This is a genomic window from Pseudomonas tructae (assembly GCF_004214895.1).
Classification (GTDB): domain Bacteria; phylum Pseudomonadota; class Gammaproteobacteria; order Pseudomonadales; family Pseudomonadaceae; genus Aquipseudomonas; species Aquipseudomonas tructae.
On the sequence record NZ_CP035952.1, the window covers coordinates 771,142 to 790,521 of the forward strand.

Genomic DNA, 19,380 nt, shown 5'->3' on the forward strand with positions numbered 1-19,380 from the left:
AGGGATATAGACGCATGTTGAAAAAGACTTTTGCCGCTCTGGCGCTCGGTACCGCACTGTTCTCGGCCGGTCAGGCAATGGCAGCAGACTACAAGATCGACAAGGAAGGCCAGCACGCCTTCGTTGACTGGAAGATCAGCCACCTGGGCTACAGCTTCATCCACGGTACCTTCAAGGATTTTGATGGTTCCTTCAGCTGGGATGCCGCCAAGCCTGAAGCCAGCAAGATCGCTGTTGACCTGAAAACTGCCAGCCTGTGGTCCAACCACGCCGAGCGTGACAAGCACATCGCCAGTAAAGACTTCCTCGATGTGAAGAAGTACCCAGACGCCAAGTTCGTGTCTACTGCCGTTAAAACCACCGGCGAGAAAACCGCTGACGTGACTGGCGACCTGACCCTGCACGGCGTGACCAAGCCGGTGATCTTCAAGGCTACCTTCAACGGTGAAGGCAAGGATCCATGGGGTGGCGAGCGTGCTGGCTTCAACGCTACCACCACGCTGAACCTGAACGACTTCGGCATCAAGGGCCCAGGTGCTTCTTCGCAGACCCTGGATCTGGATATCTCGATCGAAGGCGTCAAACAGAAGTAATTGTTGCTGGACACACAAAAACGCCGCCCTTGAGGGCGGCGTTTTTGTTGGCGCGGTCGCTAACTCAGCGGTTGCGCGTCAGCAGTGCGGGCTTCTCGCCACGTGGACGGCTTGGCAGCTGTTCGAGCTGTTCGGCAGTCGGGAAGCGGTCGACTTTCGACTCTTTGTGCATGATCTTTGGCTGCGGCTGGCCTTCACGCGGATTGCGTACGGCCGGCTCCTTGCTCGATTGCTCATCGCGAGCCGGGCGGCGATTGCGACCGCCACCGTCACGGTTGCCACCCCCATTACGGGCACCGCCACCGCGCTTCTCGCCGTTGGCAGTAGCACCGCCACCGCTGCGCGGGCCGTTGTTGCTGCGCGGCTGGCCGCCACGTGGCGGGTTGCCAGCGCCGGAACCGTTCTGTGCAGGTGCGCCCGGACGGCGATTGCGGCCCTGGTTGCTCTTGCCCTGGTAGGGGCTGACGTAGTCGGCGCGGTTGCCGAAGTTGTCCACGTCGTCATCCAGGAACTCTTCCGGATCACGGTTGGCCGATGCCGGCGGTGTACCTGGCTGGGCCGACTGGCTTTGACGCGGCTTGTTGTCGCGCGGCTTGCGCTCCTGTCGGCCACCGGCGGATTTCTCCGCGGTTTTTTCCTTGTCCTTGTCGCGGCCTTTGTCTTTGCCCTGATCCTTGCCCTTGTCCTTGCGGCCGCCGCTGCCGGCATTGCTGCCATCGGCGCGCTGGCCACGGCCACCGCGCGGATTGTTTTGCGGACGTTCACGCACTTCAGGTTTTTCGGCTTCGACCTTGGAGGCATCAAAGCCCATCAGGTCGCCATCCGGGATCTTCTGGCGGGTCACGCGCTCGATGCTCTTGAGCAGCTTTTCTTCATCCGGAGCGACCAGCGAGATGGCCTCGCCCGAACGACCGGCACGGCCGGTACGGCCGATGCGGTGGACGTAGTCTTCCTCGACGTTGGGCAGCTCGAAGTTGACCACGTGCGGCAGCTGGTCGATGTCCAGGCCACGGGCGGCGATGTCGGTGGCGACCATGATGCGCACGCTGCCGGCCTTGAAGTCGGCCAGGGCCTTGGTGCGCGCGTTCTGGCTCTTGTTGCCGTGGATCGCAGCGGCGGTCAGGCCGTGCTTTTCCAGGTACTCGGCCAGGCGGTTGGCGCCGTGCTTGGTACGCGTGAAGACCAGGACCTGTTCCCAGGCACCCATGGTGATCAGGTGAGCCAGCAGGGCGCGCTTGTGGCTGGCCGGCAGGCGGTAGACACGTTGCTCGATACGCTCGACCGTGGTGTTCGGCGGCGTGACTTCGATGCGCTCGGGGTTGTGCAGCAGCTTGTCGGCAAGGTCGGTGATGTCCTTGGAGAACGTCGCCGAGAACAGCAGGTTCTGACGCTTGGCCGGCAAGCGGGCGAGGACCTTCTTCACGTCGTGAATGAAGCCCATGTCGAGCATGCGGTCGGCTTCGTCCAGCACCAGGGTTTCGACGTGGGACAGATCAACACTGCCCTGGCCGGCCAGGTCGAGCAAGCGACCCGGGCAAGCCACCAGCACGTCAACACCTTTGGCCATGGCCTGAACCTGGGGGTTCATGCCGACACCGCCGAAGATGCAGGCGCTGACAAACTTGAGTTCACGGGCGTAGACCTTGAAGCTGTCATGAACCTGGGCGGCCAGTTCGCGTGTCGGGGTCAACACCAGTACCCGCGGCTGGCGTGGGCCGTGACGCTGGGATTTGTCCGGGTGACCACCGGGGAACAGGCGTTCAAGGATCGGCAGGGCGAAACCGCCGGTTTTACCAGTACCTGTCTGGGCGGCAACCATCAGGTCGCGGCCTTGCAACACGGCGGGAATGGCCCGCTGTTGCACCGGAGTGGGCTGGGTGTAGCCCGCAGCCTCGATGGCGCGGACTAGAGCCTCGGAGAGACCGAGGGAAGCAAAGGACATGAGTAATCCTGTTCTAATGGGGGCTGAGCCCGATGGGATAATCTTGCCTGGCGCGACGGGCATCAGTTGACGCTATCGCGTCCGGTCCAGCAGGGTCTTCAATGCACATCCGGGGCGGCGGGCGGGCTCTTGGCCGCGCTGTCCTGCCGGTCGGGATGCCTTTTGCAAGGCCGAGCGTCCGGGCGTAAGCCTGGCGGGAAGGCCCGAGTATAACAGAGCATTCAGCGTGTGCTGCTTTCCTGCTGCTCAACGGCGGGTTGAAAGTTATCCCCGGCTTTGGCGTAGCGGGCATGCAAGTCGGCATAGGCCGGTTCACGCTTGAAGCGGCGCAGCTCGGCGGCAAAGCGCTGAGCCAGCAGGTCCATGCCGACATTGCGGCGTACGGCCAGGTATTGGCTCTGGCGGCTGACCACCAGCGGCAGTTCGCTGATTTGCTGCCCCAGGCCCAGGTTGCGCACCAGGTAGCGACCCACCCGGCGGTCAGTGATCAGCAGATCGATACGCCCGCGCTCGAGCTTGCCGAAGTTGGCTTCGTGGGTCGGAGCAGGCTCACGGGTGAACAACGGCGACTCGATGAACGCCGCGCCGTAGCTGTAGCCAGGCGACGTTCCGACCGTCAGGCCGCGCAGATCTTCCAGGCGCTTGACCTTGTGCGGGCGGTCGTTGGCATAGAACAGGGTGAACTCAACGTCGGACAGCGGTTCGCTGGGGTAGAACAGCTGGCTGTCACGTTGCTCGGTCTGGAAGATGTCCAGCACACCGTCAGCCAGGCCTTGCTCGATCATGGCCAGGCAACGCTTCCAGGGCAGGAACTGCCATTCCACCTCGATCCCAAGGCGCTTGAAAACCTCAGCGGTGACTTCGTAGTCGATGCCTTTGGCCTGGCCGTTCTCCAGATACACATAGGGAGCCCAGGGTTCGGTGACGATACGCAGCTTCTCGCCGTAAGCAAAGGCACTTAGGCAAGTGAGAAACAGCGCGGTCAACAGGCGGGTGAAGTCGGGCATGGCTGGAGATTACGACGTGCGCACGGCTATGGCTAGTAGCCGTGCATGTCGATCCAGGCAGGACGATCAGCGGGGCAACTTGAGGTTGCTCCAGATCGCCAGGCTTGGTTCGGCCTGGTTCAGGGTGTAGAAGTGCAACCCTGGAGCGCCGCCTTGCAGCAGTTGCTCGCACATGCGGGTGATGACCTCTTCACCGAACTGCTGGATGCTTTTGACGTCATCGCCATAGGCTTCCAGCTGTTTGCGGATCCAGCGCGGGATCTCGGCGCCGCAGGCGTCGGAGAAGCGCGCCAGTTTGCTGTAGTTGGTGATCGGCATGATCCCCGGCACTACAGGAATATCCACGCCCATCTGCTGCACGCGCTCGACGAAGTAGAAGTAGCTGTCAGCGTTGAAGAAGTACTGGGTGATGGCGCTGTTGGCACCGGCCTTGGCCTTGCGCACGAAGTTGTTCAGGTCATCTTCGAAGTTGCGCGCCTGGGGGTGCATCTCCGGGTAAGCGGCAACTTCGATGTGGAAGTGCTCACCGCTTTCCTGGCGGATGAACTCCACCAGTTCGTTGGCGTAGCGCAGCTCGCCGCTGGCCATGCCCATGCCTGATGGCAGGTCGCCGCGCAGGGCGACGATGCGCTGGATGCCGGCGGCCTTGTACTGGGTCAGCAGCGAGCGCAGGTCATCCTTGCTGTCGCCGACGCACGACAGGTGCGGGGCCGCCGGTACTTTCACTTCGTTTTCCAGCTGCAGCACGGTGTTGAGCGTGCGGTCGCGGGTCGAGCCACCGGCACCGTAGGTGCAGGAGAAAAAATCAGGGTTGTAGCTGGCCAGCTGACGGGCAGTGGCGAGCAGTTTTTCATGTCCAGCATCGGTCTTGGTCGGGAAGAACTCGAAGCTGTAACGACGTTCTTGAGACATGGCGAAATCCTGGTAAACCGATCAAGCAGGCCAGTCTTGTGGCTGGCTCACAGAAAAAAGCCGGTGGCGCTTGGTAGCGTCACCGGCTTTGGCCCATCAGTAGCGGTAGGCGTGTGGCTTGAACGGCCCTTCAACGGTAACGCCGATGTACTCGGCCTGCTGTGGGGTCAGTTGGGTGACCACGCCGCCGAAGCCGCGGACCATTTCCAGTGCCACTTCTTCGTCGAGTTTCTTCGGCAGGACTTCAACGGTCAGGCGCTCGGCTTTTTGAGCGGCTGGCAGGTCGGCGTATTTCTGCTCGAACAGGAAGATCTGTGCTAGCACCTGGTTGGCGAACGAGCCGTCCATGATCCGGCTCGGGTGACCGGTGGCGTTGCCCAGGTTCACCAGGCGGCCTTCGGCCAGCAGGATCAGGTAGTCATCGTTCTGTGGGTCGAAGTCGCCATGGCCGGTACGGTGGATCTTGTGTACCTGTGGTTTGACCTCTTCCCAGGCCCAGTTCTTGCGCATGAAAGCGGTGTCGATTTCATTGTCGAAGTGGCCGATGTTGCAGACCACAGCGCGCTTTTTCAGAGCCTTGAGCATGTTGGCATCGCAGACATTGACGTTGCCGGTGGTGGTCACGATCAGGTCGATCTTGCCCAGCAAGGCTTTGTCGATGCTGGCTTCGGTACCGTTGTTGATACCGTCGATGAACGGCGAGACCAGCTCGAAACCGTCCATGCAAGCTTGCATGGCGCAGATCGGGTCGACTTCCGAGACCTTGACGATCATGCCTTCCTGACGCAGCGACTGGGCCGAGCCCTTGCCCACGTCACCGTAGCCAATGACCAGGGCCTGCTTGCCCGACAGCAGGTGGTCGGTGCCACGCTTGATGGCGTCGTTGAGGCTGTGACGGCAGCCGTACTTGTTGTCGTTCTTGCTCTTGGTGACCGAGTCGTTGACGTTGATCGCCGGAACCTTCAGCTCGCCCTTGGCCAGCATGTCGAGCAGGCGGTGCACGCCGGTGGTGGTCTCTTCGGTGACACCGTGAACGCGTTCCAGCACAGCCGGATACTTGTTGTGCAGCAGCTCGGTCAGGTCGCCGCCGTCGTCGAGGATCATGTTGGCGTCCCATGGCTGGCCATCCTTGAGGATGGTCTGCTCCAGGCACCACTCGTACTCTTCCTCGGTTTCGCCTTTCCAGGCGAAAACCGGGATGCCGGCAGCGGCGATGGACGCAGCGGCCTGGTCTTGAGTCGAGAAGATGTTGCAAGACGACCAGCGTACTTCGGCACCCAGGGCTACCAGGGTTTCGATCAGCACGGCGGTCTGAATGGTCATGTGGATGCAGCCGAGGATTTTTGCACCCTTGAGCGGTTGCTCTTGCAGGTACTTGCGGCGCAGGCCCATCAGCGCAGGCATTTCCGATTCAGCAATGATGGTCTCGCGACGGCCCCAAGCAGCCAGGGAGATGTCGGCGACTTTGTAATCGGTAAAACCAGCAGGCGTGTTTACAGCGCTCATTGAGAGCCTCCATTCGTAATGTGCGAATGGGCGCCGTTGTGCGTTTAGTGTCCGCAGGCAAGCCTGGCGAGACAACGCCCCATCCGAGCCTGACAGGTTGAACCTGCTGCAGCGCCCCTCGGACAGGTGGCGGGAACGGTGGCCAATGCAGCCACCGTCGAATAATGCCGGGCGATTATAGCCGGGCTTTTCGAGCTTCCCAAGCGCTAAAGAGAAATCAGAGGGTCAGTCGGTCGGCTCCGTCACTACCAGGTCCAGGCGCAGGCTCAGGTGGGCAAGTGGCTCGCAGTCCTGAGCCAGTACCACGACCTGCCAGGTTAGGTTGAAATTGCCAGGTTGATCGCTGCGCAGTTGCCAGTGGTAGTCGTCGACCTCGCGGCTCGACGGTTGCAGGGGGGCTGAAGCTTCGGGAAGTGCCAGGCGCAGGTTGCGCTGCTCGTTAAGCTCGATAGCCAGTGGGGGTGTGCTGGCTGGGCTGTGGCTAAAGAGAATTTCCTCGCCGAGCAGTGCCACCGGGACCATGCGTAGCAGCAGCGTTTTCCCTGCCTCGACCGTCAGTCGGGGCGACTCGACACGCAGGGATGCGTCCGAATCGGGATGGGTGTGCAGGATGCAGAGGTGGCGGGGGGCGAGATCGGCGGGTGAATCGGGGTCAGTGGGCAGCGGGTCGAGATCTGCAAGCAGGCCCTTGGTATCGACGATCAGCAACACGTGTCCGGGTTTCTCCGTGGTCATGATGAGCTCCTTCCATGAGCACCAATTGGGGCGGGTTCTGATGTGCGCCGCCGGCTGGCCGGCGGCGCTTTGCCCTGGGTCAGTTGGTGATGGTGATGAACGGATCCCATTCGAAATAGCCACAGCACTTGCAATCACGATCGACGATCATGAACTTGAAGTGGTAGGTGACCTGGCCTTGCGCGAGCAGGTCGCCGCGCCAGTAGTAGTTATCGTTGATCTGGCAAGTCGGCACAGTCTTGTTGTTGGCGTTAGGCACGGCCGATTGCACTTTGGCCTTCAGTGCGCGAGGGTCTTCCAGCAACTGGTGATTCGGATCGGTGGACACGAACCCATAAAGGATCACCGACTGCTCGAAACCAAACGAAATGCTCGTTTCACGCCAGCGGATAACGTCACCCACGCGGCCCTTGAGGTGCAGCTCGCCACCGGCCTGGCCGGCGATGACATTGTCCTGGTAGGTGACCATGTAGATATGTTCCGGCGGGATGAACGTGGGCTTGTTCGGGTCCTTGCTCGGATTGGGGAATTTCTTGAGGATGGTTTCAGTATCGAAGTTGATGCTGACGTCGATGACTCTGGACATGAGTGGATTCCTTTTCACTGTTCGAGTAGGTCAATGGTGAGCCTCAGTCGCTCTCCACTGGCACTGCCCGGAGCTCCGCTTCCCGCGATGTCGGTGCTGCCACGCCGTATGCCAAGTTCCGGTTGTCCGACTACCTGGAGTGATCTGTGGATCACATGCTCAGGCTAGACGCAGCAATCGGGGTGTCAAAGCGTATCGAGCGGAATTGTCGTGGCTACTGACCAATGGTCTTAATGGTCGACTCCCCCCGAATGGGACTACCATGTAGAGCAACGGCCGAAGGGCTGAGTTGCCCTTCGGCGCTCGTTATTCAGAGGCCAAGGTCAGGAGTACAGATGAATTTCCACACCCGCAAATGGGTAAAACCCGAAGACCTCAACCCCAATGGCACCCTGTTCGGCGGCAGCCTTTTACGCTGGATCGACGAAGAGGCGGCGATCTATGCGATCGTCCAGTTGGGCAACCAGCGTGTAGTGACCAAGTACATCTCGGAGATCAATTTCGTCAGTGCCTCGCGCCAGGGCGACATCATCGAGCTGGGCATTACTGCCACCGAATTCGGTCGGACCTCGATCACCCTCAAGTGCGAAGTGCGCAACAAGATCACCCGCAAGAGCATCCTCACGGTCGACCGCATGGTCTTCGTCAACCTCGGAGAAGACGGCCTGCCAGCGCCGCACGGGCGGACCGAGATCAAGTACATCAAGGATCAGTTCGATACCGCCGTCGAGTGATCGCTGGGGGCTGAGCCGCAAGCTTCAAGCTGCAAGCAGAATCAAGAGCAGTACACGTACGGCTTTTGCTTGCAGCTTGCAGCTTGGGGCTTACTGCTCGGTAACCCCGCGTACCACCCGCCCGATCGTCAGGCCCTGCAACAGGATCGATGACAGCACCACGATGTAGGTGATGCTCAGCAGCAGGTCACGCTCAGGGCCGGTTGGCAGCGACAGGGCCAGCGCCACCGATACGCCGCCGCGCAAGCCGCCCCAGGTCAGTACCCGTACGGTGCCGCGCGGTACCGGGCGCCAGCGGCGCAGCATGACGATGGCCGGAGCCACGGTCAGCAGGCGCGATAGCAGGATCGCCACTGCCAGTACGCCGGCCGCCGCCAGGTGCATCCACGAGAACGGCAGCAGCAACAACTCCAGGCCGATCAGGGCGAACAGCAGGGCGTTGAGCATGTCGTCGATCAGTTCCCAGAAACCGTCCATGTAGCGACGGGTCATGTCGTTCATGGCCAGGTTGCGGCCCAGGTTGCCAATGATCAGGCCGGCCACGACCATGGCGATCGGCGCCGAAACGTGCAGTTCATAGGCCATGGCCGAACCGCCGATGACCAGCGCCAGGGTCAGCATGACCTCGACCTGGTACTGCTCGATGCTCTTGATCATACGGTAGGTGATGTAGCCCACCAGGCCGCCGAACACGATGCCGCCAATGGCTTCGCGGGCGAACAGGATCGCGGTGTCGGCCACTGTTGGCGTTTCGCCTAGCTGGGCGATGCCCAGCAGCACGGTGAACACCACGACCGCGGTGCCATCGTTGAACAGCGACTCGCCGACGATGGTGGTCTTCAGCGGTTTGGAGGCATTGGCGGTACGCAGCGCGCCAAGTACTGCGATCGGGTCGGTGGGTGAAATCAGCGCACCGAACAATAGGCAGTAGAGCAGGCTCACGTGCCAGCCGAACAGGGCAAAGATCCAGTGGGCCAGAAAGCCGATGACCACGGTTGCGATCAGCACGCCGACGGTGGCCAGCAGGCCGATTGGCCAGCGGTAGCTACGCAGGTCGGCAAGGTTGACATGCAAGGCGCCGGCGAACAGCAGGAACGACAGCATCCAGTGCATCAGCAGATCGTTGAAATCGATCTGGTTCATCAAGCCTTGCACGCGCTCTTCCAGGCCGGGGTAGCCGATCACGCTCAGGCCTTGTAGCAGCAGCGAGAACAGCAAGGCGGTGACCATCACGCCGATGGTCGGGGGCAGGCCGATGAAACGGTAATTTACATAGGTGAGGAGGGTGGTCAAACAGATAAACGCAGCAACGAGCTCAAGCATCCTAGGTCCTGTAGTGGCTTCCAAGTCGACACCCGATAGCCTCGGGCATTTCTTTGATGACCTGCCGAGGGCTTCGGGACACACTTTTGACTGGATCCGTTGACCGCGTTTCTTCGATTTCGTTTCCAGCAGCCTGCGCTGAAGTGGTTATATAACGGCTGGCCATTGCCAAGGACCGTTGCGTGTTAGCCACTTCATTGGTACTGGTCGCGGCGTTGCTGCACGCGACCTGGAACACCCTGATCAAATTCAGCGGCGAACGCTTGCTGGTGATTGCCAGCATGGACGTGGTGGCGCTGGTGTTTGCCATTATCATGGTCGCGTTCGTTGAAGTGCCGCCGGCAGAAGTCTGGCCCTGGATGTTGGCGTCGGCCGTGTTTGAACTGTTCTATCGTTTCCTGTTGATTCAGGCCTATCGGGTTGGCGACCTGGGGCTGGTCTACCCGCTTATGCGCGGTATGTCGCCGCTGGTGGTATTGGCGCTGACCCTGACCTTTGCCGGCGAAGCCTTGAGCAGCCAGCAGATCATCGGCATCCTGCTCATTCCCTGCGGCATGGCCTGCCTGCTCTGGCACGGTGGTGGCGGCGACCGGCTGCCCTGGTCGATGCTGCCGGTGGTGGCCCTGATCGGCTTGTGCATCGGTTGCTACACCTGGCTCGATGGCCAGGCGATCCGGCTATGGTCGCAGCCGCTGGACTATCTTGTATGGCTGACCCTGGTCAGTGCCTGGCCGTTTCCGTTACTGGCTGGGCTGGCCCGGCGCGCGCCGTTCATACTGTTCTGGCGCCTGCAGTGGCGCTTGGGGCTGGCGGTGGGTTTTTGCGTGTTGTTCAGCTATGCCCTGGTGCTCTGGGCCATGCAGCTGGGTTCGGTGGCTGAGACTGCAGCGCTGCGTGAGGTCAGCGTGATTCTGGTGGTGCTGTTCGGTATGCGCTACCTCAAAGAACCTTTTGGCGGACCGAGGCTCTTAGCCTGTGCGCTGGTGCTGATCGGTATGCTGATCATGAAACTCTGAAAACTCGACTGACAAGGATTTGGCCATGACCGTTGCCTTCTGGTGTGTACTGATTGCGTTGTTCCTACCGATTGTGTGTACCAGCATTGCCAAGGTTGGCAGCGGGCGTTTCAACCTGCGCCAAAACCATGACCCGCGGGCCTTCCTCGACAAGCTGGAGGGCTTGCCGCGTCGGGCCCACGCGGCGCAGTTGAACAGCTTCGAAGCGTTCCCGGCGTTTGCCGCCGCAGTGATCATTGCCGATATCGTCGGCAACGCCGAGCAGGTGACCCAGGACGTGCTGGCGGTGCTCTACATCACCAGCCGCCTGCTGTACATCATCTGCTACCTGGCCGACTGGGCCGCTCTGCGTTCGCTGGTCTGGTTCGTCGGGCTGGGCCTGATCGCCTCGTTCTTCTTCGTCTCGATCTGAGCCGCGTCAGGGCACCTGGGGCACGGCCGGCAAGGCGGCGCCCTTGGGCCACAGCAGCCAGATCTGGCCCTGCTGCTTCATGTCGCCGGCCAGTTTGCCGGCTTCACTGCCGGTGCCCCAGAACAGGTCCGCGCGTACCTCTCCGGTGATCGCGCCACCGGTGTCCTGGGCCGCGACCGGGCGTACCACCGGGGTACCATCAGGCCGGGTGGTGGAAAGCCACAGCAGGCTGCCCAGCGGGATCACCTTGCGGTCGATGGCCACGCTGTAGCCGGCCGTCAACGGAACGTTGAGCGAGCCACGCGGGCCTTCATTGCTGTCCGGGCGGGTGCTGAAGAATACATAGCTGGGGTTGCTCGCCAGCAGTTCCGGTACCCGCGTCGGATTGCTCTGGGCCCAGGCATGGATGCTGCCCATGGTTACGTCTTCTTTCTTCAATTGCTCCTGTTCCACCAGCCAGCGGCCGATCGGCCGGTAAGGGTGGCCGTTCTGGTCGGCGTAGCCGATCCGCAGCTGGCGGCCGTTTTCCAGTTGAATGCGGCCCGAGCCCTGGATTTGCAGGAACTGCAGGTCCATCGGGTCGGTCAGCCAGGCCAGAACCGGGGCCTTGGCGCCTTGGGCATTGATGGTTTCAGCCGTGTCGTAGGGCTTGAGCACGCGGCCTTCGAGGCGGCCGCGCAGGCGCTTGCCCTTGAGCTCGGGATAGATGCTGTCGAGCGCCACCACGATCATGTCGTCCGGCACGCCATAGACCGGCACGTTGGCGCTGTCGGTCTGGGTCAGGCTGCCGGGGTAGACCGGTTCGTAATAGCCGGTGATCAGGCCGTTGGCGTTGTTCTGGGCCGAACGCATGCTGTAGACCTCCAGCTGCGCATGAAGAAAGCTGCGTACTTCAGCCGGGCTTGAAGGAACGGCCGCCGCAGCGGTGCAAGTGTTGGCCCAGATCGCATCGCGCTTGAGCCGTTCGCAGGCGCTGCGCCAGGACTCGAAGCCCGCCACCAGGTCGCTGTCGCTGACCGTTGGCAGGTCTTTCCAGGTGGCACCGACGTAAGTGGCCAGCGGGTGTGGCTTGGGTTTTTCTGGTGCGCTGCCGTTGCAGCCGGCCAGCAGGGCCAACACCGACAGGGTCCAGCCAAGGTGGCGCAAAGGAAGTTTCATCAACGGTTTTCCTCGACGGTTGACGGGGCTTGCAGCCTGATTCGCTAACCGTAGTTTTAATAAGGGTATTGGTCTTTGCCGGTGAGGCGAGGATACTGGCCGCCTTTTTCCCTGAGCCGAAGTGATCAAGATGCTCAAGCGACTTTCTGTTGTACTGCTGGCGTGTTTGACCCTGAGTGCCTGTGGCGGGGTTGACCCCAACTCGCCACTGGGCCAGCGCAAGACAATCTTCAAGCAAATGCTCAAGACCAGCGAAGACCTGGGTGGCATGCTGCGCGGGCGCCTGGCCTTCGATGGACAGAGGTTCGCCGACGGTGCAGTCAAACTCGATAACCTGTCTCGAGAACCGTGGAAGCACTTTGCGCAGGTTCGTGAGGAGGATGATACCAGCGCTCGAGCCGATGTCTGGGAGAAGCAGGCGCGCTTTCAGGACCTGGCCCGGCAGATGGAAGCCAGTACCGCCGAGCTGGTGGCGGTAACCCGTGGCCAGCCACTCAAGGCTGCGGACCTGGCTGCACCGATGGACAAGGTCGAGGCGGCGTGCAAGGCCTGTCATACCGAGTTTCGTAATCACTGATTCACTGTAGGTGCGGGCTTGACCCGCGATGAGGCCAGTCCAGCCGCCGCTCCTATCGATTACTTCTCCAGCTCATCCACGGCTTCTTGTAACTCCTTCTTGGCCTCGGCCAGCTTGTCCTTGCGCTTGTTGATCTTCTCGGCATCGCCTTTTTTCATGGCTTTGTCCAGGTCCTTGGTGCGCTGGTTCACTTCGTGGCGGGCGTCGAGGACTTTCTGTTCGCGCTCTTTGCGCAGGCTGGTATCGGTGCAGTGCTCGTTCACTTCGCTCAGGGCCTTTTCCAGGCCGGCTAGCTGGTCGCTGTTGCCATGGGCCCGAGCCTGTTCGATCTGTTCGCTGATGGCTTGCTTCTTGGCTGCGCAACCGGTCAGGCCAGGCTGCTGTTCAGCGGCCAGCAAGGGCGTGGCCAGAAGTGAGCAGGCAGTGATCAGGGCAAGCGGGGAAAGCAGTTTCATTAGGGGCTCCGTTGTCGCGGGCTTGGCAGAATCCATGATGCTGCCCTGAACCGAACAAATTAGAAACCCTCTATTGTGTGTCTGCGCAATTGTTCAGCCACTTTCTGCACCTCTGGCGAGTGGAAAAATGCCAGCAATTGAGCGCTACGCCCGCGGCCGATGCCGGGTTCGGCGAGCCACTGTTCGGCATCGCGTTGGAGCAGGTCAGCCCAGGTGCCCTGTACTGCCAGGGGCGCACCTGGAGCACCCAGGGCGCTGAGCCAGCGTGCGAAGGACTGCTGGCGAGCCTGATCGAAGGCGTACAGCACCTGCGCACGGCTGCGCTCACCCAGCCCGGGCACTGAGCGCAAGTCTGCATCCTGTAGGGCAAGCCAGTCGCCCAGGTCGCGAACATGGCCACTGTCGATCAGCTTTTCCCAGGTGCCCTGGCCCAGGCGCGGCATGTTCAGGCCCTGCTTGCCGCTGAGCCAGTTGAGGCGAGCGATGAACTGGCTGCGGCAGCCATCAGTTGGCTGCCAGCAACTGAGCGGGTGGTAGTGGCTGGGGTCCGGGACCGTGATGTCCAGACGTTGAACGCTGCGGTGTACCACCCCATCCAGGTGCGGGATGGTCAGCCCGGCCAGGCTGATCGCCACCTGGTCGCCGGGACGGATGTCCAGTTGCTGCCAGCGCTGGAAGGAGCCAAGGCTGACCTGACGGACCTGGCGATCATCCAGTTGCACCGGCTTTACCTGCAGCACCGGGGTGATGCGTCCGGTGCGACCGATGTTGAACTGTACGCCACGGACTTGCGCCAGGGCCTGGGCAAAGGGGTACTTCCAGGCCGTTATCCAGTAAGGATCGCGAGCTCGCCAGCGTGTGCCATCCGGGCGCTTGCCCTGGCGTAGCACCACACCGTCGCTGGCGAAGGGGAGTGGGCTGCGGTACCAGTGGTCACGCCACTTGGCAGCATCGGCAAAGCTGGCCAGGGGTTCACTGTAGTACTCGCTGTATGCAAAGCCCAATGCGCTCAAGCCTTTGAGCCGCTCACGCTGATCGGCCGGCCCCAGTGGCCAGGCCCAGACAAACAGGTCGACCACCGCGCCCTGTTCGGCGCTGATGTTTTTACGTGCCAGCAGGCCGGCGACATTGCCGCGGGCGTTGAGGCTGCCGGCGTTGGCCTGCACGTGACCCTCCAGGCGCCAGAACAGTTCACCCTGGAGAACCAGGTCGAGGGGCTCGGGCAGTTGCTGGTCGAGCGCGCCCAGAGAAGGAATGTGCCGGCTCCAGTCGTGGCCGTGGACGCCGTCGCCGCGGCTGATCAACTGCACCAGCTTGCCGCCGCGATAGACCAGCGTGGCGGCCACGCCGTCGACCTTGGGCTGAACCCACAGGTCGTGCTTGCCGTGCAACCAGGCTTTGACGGCCGCTTCGTCGGCGAGCTTGCCAAGGCCGGTATGGGGGATCGGGTGGCGCAACGGGCCCGCAGCGGTTTTCAGCGGATTGCCCTGTGGTTTTGCCAGCGCGGGGAAGCAGGTTTGCAGGTGGCTCAGGCGCGCACGGCTCTGGTCGTAGAGTTCGTCGGCAATCAGTGATACGCCCTGGCGATGATAGTGGTCGTCCCAGTGGGCGAGGGTTTGCTGAAGCTGGTGGATTTCGGCCCGGGCCTGGATCGGCGCCCAGTCAGGGCAGGTTTGCGCTTGTGCCGGAAGCAGCCAAAACAAGAGCAGAAGGGACAACAGGAACTTGTGCAGCATGACGAGCATCCTTGCTCGGAGGGGTGGAACACCCAGCCTAGGAAAAATTGTTCGCCTTGAGGGTTTGTAACTGTCAGGTCATGTGTCGAGGTGAGTGCTTCGCCCCCGAGCGCGGGCCAAATGAAAAGCCCCGGCCAGTTACCCGGCCAGGGCTTTTACTTGCAGCTTGTAACTTGAAGCTTGTGGCTCAGCCCTTACAGGCCGGCAGCGGCGCGCAGGGCGTCGGCGCGGTCGGTGCGTTCCCAGGTGAAGGTGGTGAAGGTGTCGTCGCCGACAGTCTTCTGCTGTGGGGTACGGCCGAAGTGACCATAGGCAGCGGTTTCCTGGTACATCGGGTGCAGCAGGTCGAGCATGGTGGTGATTGCGTACGGGCGCAGGTCGAAGCACTCGCGCACCAGCTGGACGATCTTGTCGTCGGAGATCTTGCCGGTGCCGAAGGTGTTCAGCGAGATCGACGTCGGTTGAGCGACACCGATCGCGTAGGAAACCTGGATCTCGCAACGCTCGGCCAGGCCGGCGGCGACGATGTTCTTGGCGACATAACGACCAGCGTAGGCAGCGGAGCGGTCAACCTTGGATGGATCCTTGCCGGAGAACGCGCCACCACCATGACGGGCCATGCCGCCGTAGCTGTCGACGATGATCTTGCGGCCGGTCAGGCCGCAGTCGCCCACCGGGCCACCGATGATGAACTGGCCGGTCGGGTTGATGTGGAACTGGGTGCCCTTGTGCAGCAGTTCGGCCGGCAGGGTGTGCTTGACGATCAGCTCCATCACCGCTTCCTGCAGGTCTTTTTGCGACACTTCAGGGTTGTGCTGGGTCGACAGCACCACGGCGTCGATACCGACCACCTTGCCGCCTTCGTAACGGCAGGTAACCTGCGATTTGGCATCCGGGCGCAGCCACGGCAGCAAGCCGGACTTGCGGGCTTCGGCCTGACGCTCGACCAGGCGGTGCGAGAAGCAGATCGGTGCTGGCATCAGCACGTCGGTTTCGTTGCTGGCGTAGCCGAACATCAGGCCCTGATCGCCCGCACCCTGGTCTTCAGGCTTGCTGCGGTCAACGCCCTGGGCGATGTCTACCGACTGTTTGCCGATGATGTTCATGACCGCGCAGGTCGCGCCGTCGAAGCCAACGTCGGAGCTGTTGTAGCCGATATCGACGATGACTTTACGGACGATGTCTTCCAGGTCGACCCAGGCCGAGGTGGTGACTTCGCCAGCGATGATCGCTACACCGGTTTTCACCAGGGTTTCGCAGGCCACGCGGGCGAACTTGTCCTGGGTAATGATGGCGTCCAGCACGGCGTCCGAAATCTGGTCGGCGATTTTGTCCGGATGCCCTTCAGACACGGACTCGGAGGTGAAAAGGGAGTATTCGCTCATCTCGACGGGTTCCTAAAATTTACCGATGGTGGTGTCGCCAGCCGGTCGCTGAAAATGGCGGACCTGAATCTGGAAACCATTACGTAAGCCCACATAGAGGCTGTCCCCGGGAGCCAGTCCCGCAGCGCTGGCCCAACGGGCCAGGTCGTCCTGCTCAAAGCCCAGCCAGATATCGCCACAGGCCTCTCTGGCCCAGTTCTGGTCGTGGCTGCACAACTCTGTTACCAACAGGCTGCCGCCTGGTTTCACACGGTTGGCCAGCTGCCGCAGGGCTTCGGCCGGGGCGCTGAAATGGTGCAGGACCATGTTCAGCACTACGCAGTCGGCTTCCACATCCGTTGCACTGAGTGCATCGGCCAACTGCAGGTTCACATTAGCCAGACCTTCGCGCTCGCAGACCTGGCGGGCCAGGTCGAGCATGGTCGGACTGTTGTCCAGAGCCGTGACCCGGGTAAAACGCCGGGCCAGCTCGGGAAGAAACTCACCATCGCCGGGGCCCACTTCAAGGGCGTCGGCGTTGGCTTCGAAGCTGAGTTTGTCGAGCAGCGCGAGCAGGCTTTCGCGGTACTGCGGCAAGCCGGCGATCAGGTCCTGCTGGGCGCGGAATTTTTCTTCGACACGCAGGAAAAAGTCCTGGCTGGTGGCCGCGCGCCGCTGTTGCACCTGGGCGATACGCGCCTGCACTTCATCGGCCAGGCTCAAGCTGTCGACCTCGTCGAGCAGTGCGGCATGCAGCTTGCCGCCGAGGCTGAGGCCATCGGGCAGGGCGCGGCGGTAGAAGATCGCATTGCCTTCGCGGCGGGTCGCCACCAGGCCAGCCTGGGCCAGCACCTTGAGGTGATGGCTCATGCCCGACTGGCCGATGGCGAAGATCTGCGCCAGCTCCAGTACCCCGAACGAATCGCTGGCCAATGCGCGCAATACGTTCAGGCGCAACGGATCGCCGCCGGCCTTGCACAGGGCGGCCAGCGCATCGCTTTGCTCTTGACGGATCGACGGTACGGGCAGGTTCATGGAGCGGCAGTCTAGTCAGGCAGCGAAAAGGTCGCAAGGGCAATATCAAAAAGTTTTGATATTGCGCGATGGGCGGGGCAATTCGTCGCAGGCTGCGCAACCGATCCGGCTGTTTGCCCGGCTTTACGCCTGATTCTTCTCTCAATCACAGGAAAATCATGCTGCATCGACCATCCGTCATTGCCCCCGGGCACGTGCCTGGGCGAAAATGGCCGCCTTTTTTCGTTTCGTAACTAATTCAACACCCAGGAGATAAGCGATGCCCAGCCGTCGTGAGCGTGCCAACGCCATTCGTGCCCTCAGCATGGATGCCGTGCAAAAGGCCAACAGCGGCCACCCCGGTGCCCCTATGGGCATGGCGGATATCGCCGAGGTTCTTTGGCGTGACTACCTGAAGCACAACCCGACCAACCCGAACTTCGCTGACCGTGACCGCTTCGTGCTGTCCAACGGCCACGGCTCGATGCTGATCTACTCGCTGTTGCACCTGACCGGCTACGATCTGTCGATCGACGATCTGAAGAGCTTCCGTCAGCTGCACAGCCGTACCCCGGGTCACCCGGAGTTCGGTTATACCCCGGGCGTCGAGACCACCACTGGCCCGTTGGGTCAGGGCCTGGCCAATGCCGTTGGTTTCGCCTTGGCGGAAAAAGTCCTGGCGAGTCAGTTCAACCGCAAGGACCACAACATCGTCGACCACCACACCTATGTGTTCCTGGGTGATGGTTGCATGATGGAAGGCATTTCCCACGAAGTCGCTTCCCTGGCCGGTACCCTGGGCCTGGGCAAACTGATTGCCTTCTATGATGACAACGGCATCTCCATCGACGGCGAAGTCGAAGGCTGGTTCACCGATGACACCCCTAAGCGTTTTGAAGCCTACAACTGGCAGGTGATCCGCAATGTCGACGGCCACGATCCGGAAGAGATCAAGACTGCCATCGACACCGCTCGCAAGAGCGCGCAGCCGACGCTGATCTGCTGCAAGACCACCATCGGTTTCGGCTCGCCGAACAAAGGTGGCAAGGAAGACTGCCACGGCGCTCCATTGGGTGACGCGGAAATCGCCCTGACCCGCGAAGCGTTGAAGTGGAACCACGGCCCGTTCGAAATCCCGGCTGACATCTACGCCGAGTGGGACGCAAAGGAAGCTGGCAAGGCCGTTGAGGCCGAGTGGGAGCAGCGTTTCGATGCCTACGCCGCTGAGTTCCCCGAGTTGGCCATCGAGTTTGGTGCACGCATGAACGGCGACCTGCCGTTGGACTTCGCCCGTTGTGCCGACGAATACATCGCTGAAGTCGCGGCCAAAGGTGAAACCATCGCCAGCCGTAAAGCCAGCCAGAACACCCTGAATGCCTTCGGCCCGCTGTTGCCGGAACTGTTCGGCGGTTCGGCTGACCTGGCCGGTTCCAACCTGACCCTGTGGAAAGGTTGCAAGGGCGTCAGCGCCGAAGACGCCAGCGGCAACTACATGTACTACGGCGTGCGCGAGTTCGGCATGACCGCGATCATGAACGGCGTTGCCCTGCACGGCGGCCTGGTGCCTTACGGCGCAACCTTCCTGATGTTCATGGAATATGCGCGTAACGCAGTACGCATGTCGGCGCTGATGAAACAGCGCGTCATTCACGTCTACACCCACGACTCCATCGGTCTGGGCGAAGACGGCCCGACCCACCAGCCGATCGAGCAACTGACCTGCCTGCGCAGCACGCCGAACTTGGACACCTGGCGCCCAGCCGATGCCGTCGAGTCGGCGGTTTCCTGGAAGTTCGCCCTGGAGCGTAAAGACGGCCCTTCGGCGCTGATCTTCTCGCGTCAGAACCTGCAGCACCAAACCCGTGACGCCGGTCAGATCGCTGACATCAGCCGTGGCGGCTACGTGTTGAAAGACTGCGCAGGCGAGCCTGAGCTGATCCTCATCGCTACCGGTTCCGAAGTGGGCCTGGCCGTTCAGGCATACGACAAACTGACCGAGCAAGGCCGCAAGGCCCGCGTCGTTTCGATGCCGTGCACCAGTGTGTTCGATGCCCAGGACGCTTCGTACAAGCAGTCGGTGCTGCCGCTGGAAGTCGGTGCGCGTATTGCCATCGAAGCGGCCCATGCCGACTTCTGGTACAAGTACGTCGGCCTCGAAGGCCGCGTCATCGGCATGACCACCTACGGCGAGTCGGCACCTGCGTCGGCCCTGTTCGAAGAGTTCGGTTTCACCCTGGAAAACATCCTGGGTACTGCTGAAGAGCTGCTAGAAGACTGATCGATCGTGCTGGATTCATCGCGGGGCAAGCC

Annotated in this window: 18 protein-coding genes and 1 riboswitch; of the genes, 6 read left to right on the plus strand and 12 right to left on the minus strand. The window is 61.7% G+C overall.

What is annotated here, in order from left to right; translation table 11 throughout:
* Positions 1–14: 14 nt before the first annotated feature.
* Positions 15–593: a YceI family protein gene (locus EXN22_RS03575; protein ID WP_130262714.1), complete on the plus strand. Its 579-nt coding sequence runs from the start codon at positions 15–17 to the stop codon at positions 591–593.
* Positions 594–657: 64 nt separating this feature from the next.
* Here EXN22_RS03575 and EXN22_RS03580 read toward each other — a convergent pair whose 3' ends face one another.
* The 6 genes from EXN22_RS03580 to EXN22_RS03605 all read right to left on the minus strand — a co-directional run bounded on the left by EXN22_RS03580 (position 658) and on the right by EXN22_RS03605 (position 7,281).
* Positions 658–2,535 carry a DEAD/DEAH box helicase gene (locus EXN22_RS03580; RefSeq protein WP_177413990.1) on the minus strand — a complete coding sequence of 626 codons (1,878 nt, stop codon included), beginning with the start codon at positions 2,533–2,535 and terminating at the stop codon, positions 658–660.
* A 221-nt stretch (positions 2,536–2,756) separates the two neighbouring features.
* Positions 2,757–3,542, minus strand: a complete 786-nt coding sequence (locus tag EXN22_RS03585; RefSeq protein WP_130262716.1) for a substrate-binding periplasmic protein — start codon at positions 3,540–3,542, stop codon at positions 2,757–2,759.
* 66 nt (positions 3,543–3,608) lie between these two features.
* A complete protein-coding gene (metF, locus tag EXN22_RS03590; RefSeq protein WP_130262718.1) occupies positions 3,609–4,454 on the minus strand; it encodes a methylenetetrahydrofolate reductase [NAD(P)H] in 846 nt (281 codons plus the stop codon).
* A 96-nt stretch (positions 4,455–4,550) separates the two neighbouring features.
* The gene (ahcY, locus tag EXN22_RS03595) at positions 4,551–5,960 is read right to left on the minus strand and encodes an adenosylhomocysteinase (RefSeq protein WP_130262720.1); all 1,410 of its coding nucleotides are present in this window, start codon (positions 5,958–5,960) and stop codon (positions 4,551–4,553) included.
* Positions 5,961–5,981: 21 nt separating this feature from the next.
* A riboswitch (S-adenosyl-L-homocysteine riboswitch) is annotated at positions 5,982–6,086 on the minus strand.
* Between the two features lie 99 nt (positions 6,087–6,185).
* Entirely contained in the window at positions 6,186–6,695 is a 510-nt protein-coding gene (locus tag EXN22_RS03600; RefSeq protein ID WP_130262722.1) for a hypothetical protein, read from the minus strand.
* 79 nt (positions 6,696–6,774) lie between these two features.
* Positions 6,775–7,281, minus strand: coding sequence for an inclusion body family protein (locus EXN22_RS03605; protein ID WP_130262724.1), 507 nt, complete (start codon positions 7,279–7,281; stop codon positions 6,775–6,777).
* Between the two features lie 335 nt (positions 7,282–7,616).
* Here EXN22_RS03605 and EXN22_RS03610 point away from each other — a divergent pair, with 335 nt between their 5' ends.
* Positions 7,617–8,015 (plus strand): acyl-CoA thioesterase, encoded by a 399-nt coding sequence (locus tag EXN22_RS03610; protein ID WP_010221517.1) that lies wholly within the window; start codon positions 7,617–7,619, stop codon positions 8,013–8,015.
* Positions 8,016–8,105: 90 nt separating this feature from the next.
* On the opposite strand, the gene EXN22_RS03615 is transcribed toward EXN22_RS03610, so the two are convergent.
* Positions 8,106–9,338 carry a cation:proton antiporter gene (locus EXN22_RS03615; protein ID WP_130262726.1) on the minus strand — a complete coding sequence of 411 codons (1,233 nt, stop codon included), beginning with the start codon at positions 9,336–9,338 and terminating at the stop codon, positions 8,106–8,108.
* A gap of 182 nt (positions 9,339–9,520) precedes the next feature.
* Between EXN22_RS03615 and EXN22_RS03620 the strand changes: the two genes are divergently transcribed.
* The gene (locus tag EXN22_RS03620; RefSeq protein WP_130262728.1) at positions 9,521–10,354 is read left to right on the plus strand and encodes an EamA family transporter; all 834 of its coding nucleotides are present in this window, start codon (positions 9,521–9,523) and stop codon (positions 10,352–10,354) included.
* A 25-nt stretch (positions 10,355–10,379) separates the two neighbouring features.
* Positions 10,380–10,766: an MAPEG family protein gene (locus EXN22_RS03625; protein ID WP_130262729.1), complete on the plus strand. Its 387-nt coding sequence runs from the start codon at positions 10,380–10,382 to the stop codon at positions 10,764–10,766.
* Positions 10,767–10,772: 6 nt separating this feature from the next.
* Here the strand turns inward: EXN22_RS03625 and mltA are convergent, their stop codons facing one another.
* Positions 10,773–11,924, minus strand: a complete 1,152-nt coding sequence (gene mltA / locus EXN22_RS03630; RefSeq protein WP_130262731.1) for a murein transglycosylase A — start codon at positions 11,922–11,924, stop codon at positions 10,773–10,775.
* Between the two features lie 130 nt (positions 11,925–12,054).
* Between mltA and EXN22_RS03635 the strand changes: the two genes are divergently transcribed.
* A complete protein-coding gene (locus tag EXN22_RS03635) occupies positions 12,055–12,501 on the plus strand; it encodes a c-type cytochrome (protein ID WP_130262733.1) in 447 nt (148 codons plus the stop codon).
* A 59-nt stretch (positions 12,502–12,560) separates the two neighbouring features.
* On the opposite strand, the gene EXN22_RS03640 is transcribed toward EXN22_RS03635, so the two are convergent.
* From EXN22_RS03640 to EXN22_RS03655, 4 genes are all read right to left on the minus strand, one after another.
* Entirely contained in the window at positions 12,561–12,956 is a 396-nt protein-coding gene (locus EXN22_RS03640) for a DUF1090 domain-containing protein (protein ID WP_130262735.1), read from the minus strand.
* 59 nt (positions 12,957–13,015) lie between these two features.
* Positions 13,016–14,701 carry an NAD-dependent DNA ligase LigB gene (gene ligB, locus EXN22_RS03645; RefSeq protein ID WP_177413992.1) on the minus strand — a complete coding sequence of 562 codons (1,686 nt, stop codon included), beginning with the start codon at positions 14,699–14,701 and terminating at the stop codon, positions 13,016–13,018.
* A 185-nt stretch (positions 14,702–14,886) separates the two neighbouring features.
* Complete coding sequence (metK, locus tag EXN22_RS03650; protein ID WP_130262739.1) at positions 14,887–16,077, minus strand: methionine adenosyltransferase; 1,191 nt, start codon at positions 16,075–16,077, stop codon at positions 14,887–14,889.
* A 12-nt stretch (positions 16,078–16,089) separates the two neighbouring features.
* Positions 16,090–17,091 carry an ArsR/SmtB family transcription factor gene (locus EXN22_RS03655; protein ID WP_130262741.1) on the minus strand — a complete coding sequence of 334 codons (1,002 nt, stop codon included), beginning with the start codon at positions 17,089–17,091 and terminating at the stop codon, positions 16,090–16,092.
* 259 nt (positions 17,092–17,350) lie between these two features.
* Here EXN22_RS03655 and tkt point away from each other — a divergent pair, with 259 nt between their 5' ends.
* Positions 17,351–19,348: a transketolase gene (gene tkt, locus EXN22_RS03660; protein WP_130262743.1), complete on the plus strand. Its 1,998-nt coding sequence runs from the start codon at positions 17,351–17,353 to the stop codon at positions 19,346–19,348.
* Positions 19,349–19,380 lie beyond the last annotated feature (32 nt).

Excerpts from the sequence above, each read along its gene's own strand:
- EXN22_RS03575 (WP_130262714.1), top strand. The coding sequence starts at position 15 with ATGTTGAAAAAGACTTTTGCCGCTCTGGCGCTCGGTACCGCACTGTTC.
- EXN22_RS03580 (WP_177413990.1), bottom strand. The coding sequence starts at position 2,535 with ATGTCCTTTGCTTCCCTCGGTCTCTCCGAGGCTCTAGTCCGCGCCATC.
- EXN22_RS03585 (WP_130262716.1), bottom strand. The coding sequence starts at position 3,542 with ATGCCCGACTTCACCCGCCTGTTGACCGCGCTGTTTCTCACTTGCCTA.
- metF (WP_130262718.1), bottom strand. The coding sequence starts at position 4,454 with ATGTCTCAAGAACGTCGTTACAGCTTCGAGTTCTTCCCGACCAAGACC.
- ahcY (WP_130262720.1), bottom strand. The coding sequence starts at position 5,960 with ATGAGCGCTGTAAACACGCCTGCTGGTTTTACCGATTACAAAGTCGCC.
- EXN22_RS03600 (WP_130262722.1), bottom strand. The coding sequence starts at position 6,695 with ATGACCACGGAGAAACCCGGACACGTGTTGCTGATCGTCGATACCAAG.
- EXN22_RS03605 (WP_130262724.1), bottom strand. The coding sequence starts at position 7,281 with ATGTCCAGAGTCATCGACGTCAGCATCAACTTCGATACTGAAACCATC.
- EXN22_RS03610 (WP_010221517.1), top strand. The coding sequence starts at position 7,617 with ATGAATTTCCACACCCGCAAATGGGTAAAACCCGAAGACCTCAACCCC.
- EXN22_RS03615 (WP_130262726.1), bottom strand. The coding sequence starts at position 9,338 with ATGCTTGAGCTCGTTGCTGCGTTTATCTGTTTGACCACCCTCCTCACC.
- EXN22_RS03625 (WP_130262729.1), top strand. The coding sequence starts at position 10,380 with ATGACCGTTGCCTTCTGGTGTGTACTGATTGCGTTGTTCCTACCGATT.
- mltA (WP_130262731.1), bottom strand. The coding sequence starts at position 11,924 with ATGAAACTTCCTTTGCGCCACCTTGGCTGGACCCTGTCGGTGTTGGCC.
- EXN22_RS03635 (WP_130262733.1), top strand. The coding sequence starts at position 12,055 with ATGCTCAAGCGACTTTCTGTTGTACTGCTGGCGTGTTTGACCCTGAGT.
- EXN22_RS03640 (WP_130262735.1), bottom strand. The coding sequence starts at position 12,956 with ATGAAACTGCTTTCCCCGCTTGCCCTGATCACTGCCTGCTCACTTCTG.
- ligB (WP_177413992.1), bottom strand. The coding sequence starts at position 14,701 with ATGCTCGTCATGCTGCACAAGTTCCTGTTGTCCCTTCTGCTCTTGTTT.
- metK (WP_130262739.1), bottom strand. The coding sequence starts at position 16,077 with ATGAGCGAATACTCCCTTTTCACCTCCGAGTCCGTGTCTGAAGGGCAT.
- EXN22_RS03655 (WP_130262741.1), bottom strand. The coding sequence starts at position 17,091 with ATGAACCTGCCCGTACCGTCGATCCGTCAAGAGCAAAGCGATGCGCTG.
- tkt (WP_130262743.1), top strand. The coding sequence starts at position 17,351 with ATGCCCAGCCGTCGTGAGCGTGCCAACGCCATTCGTGCCCTCAGCATG.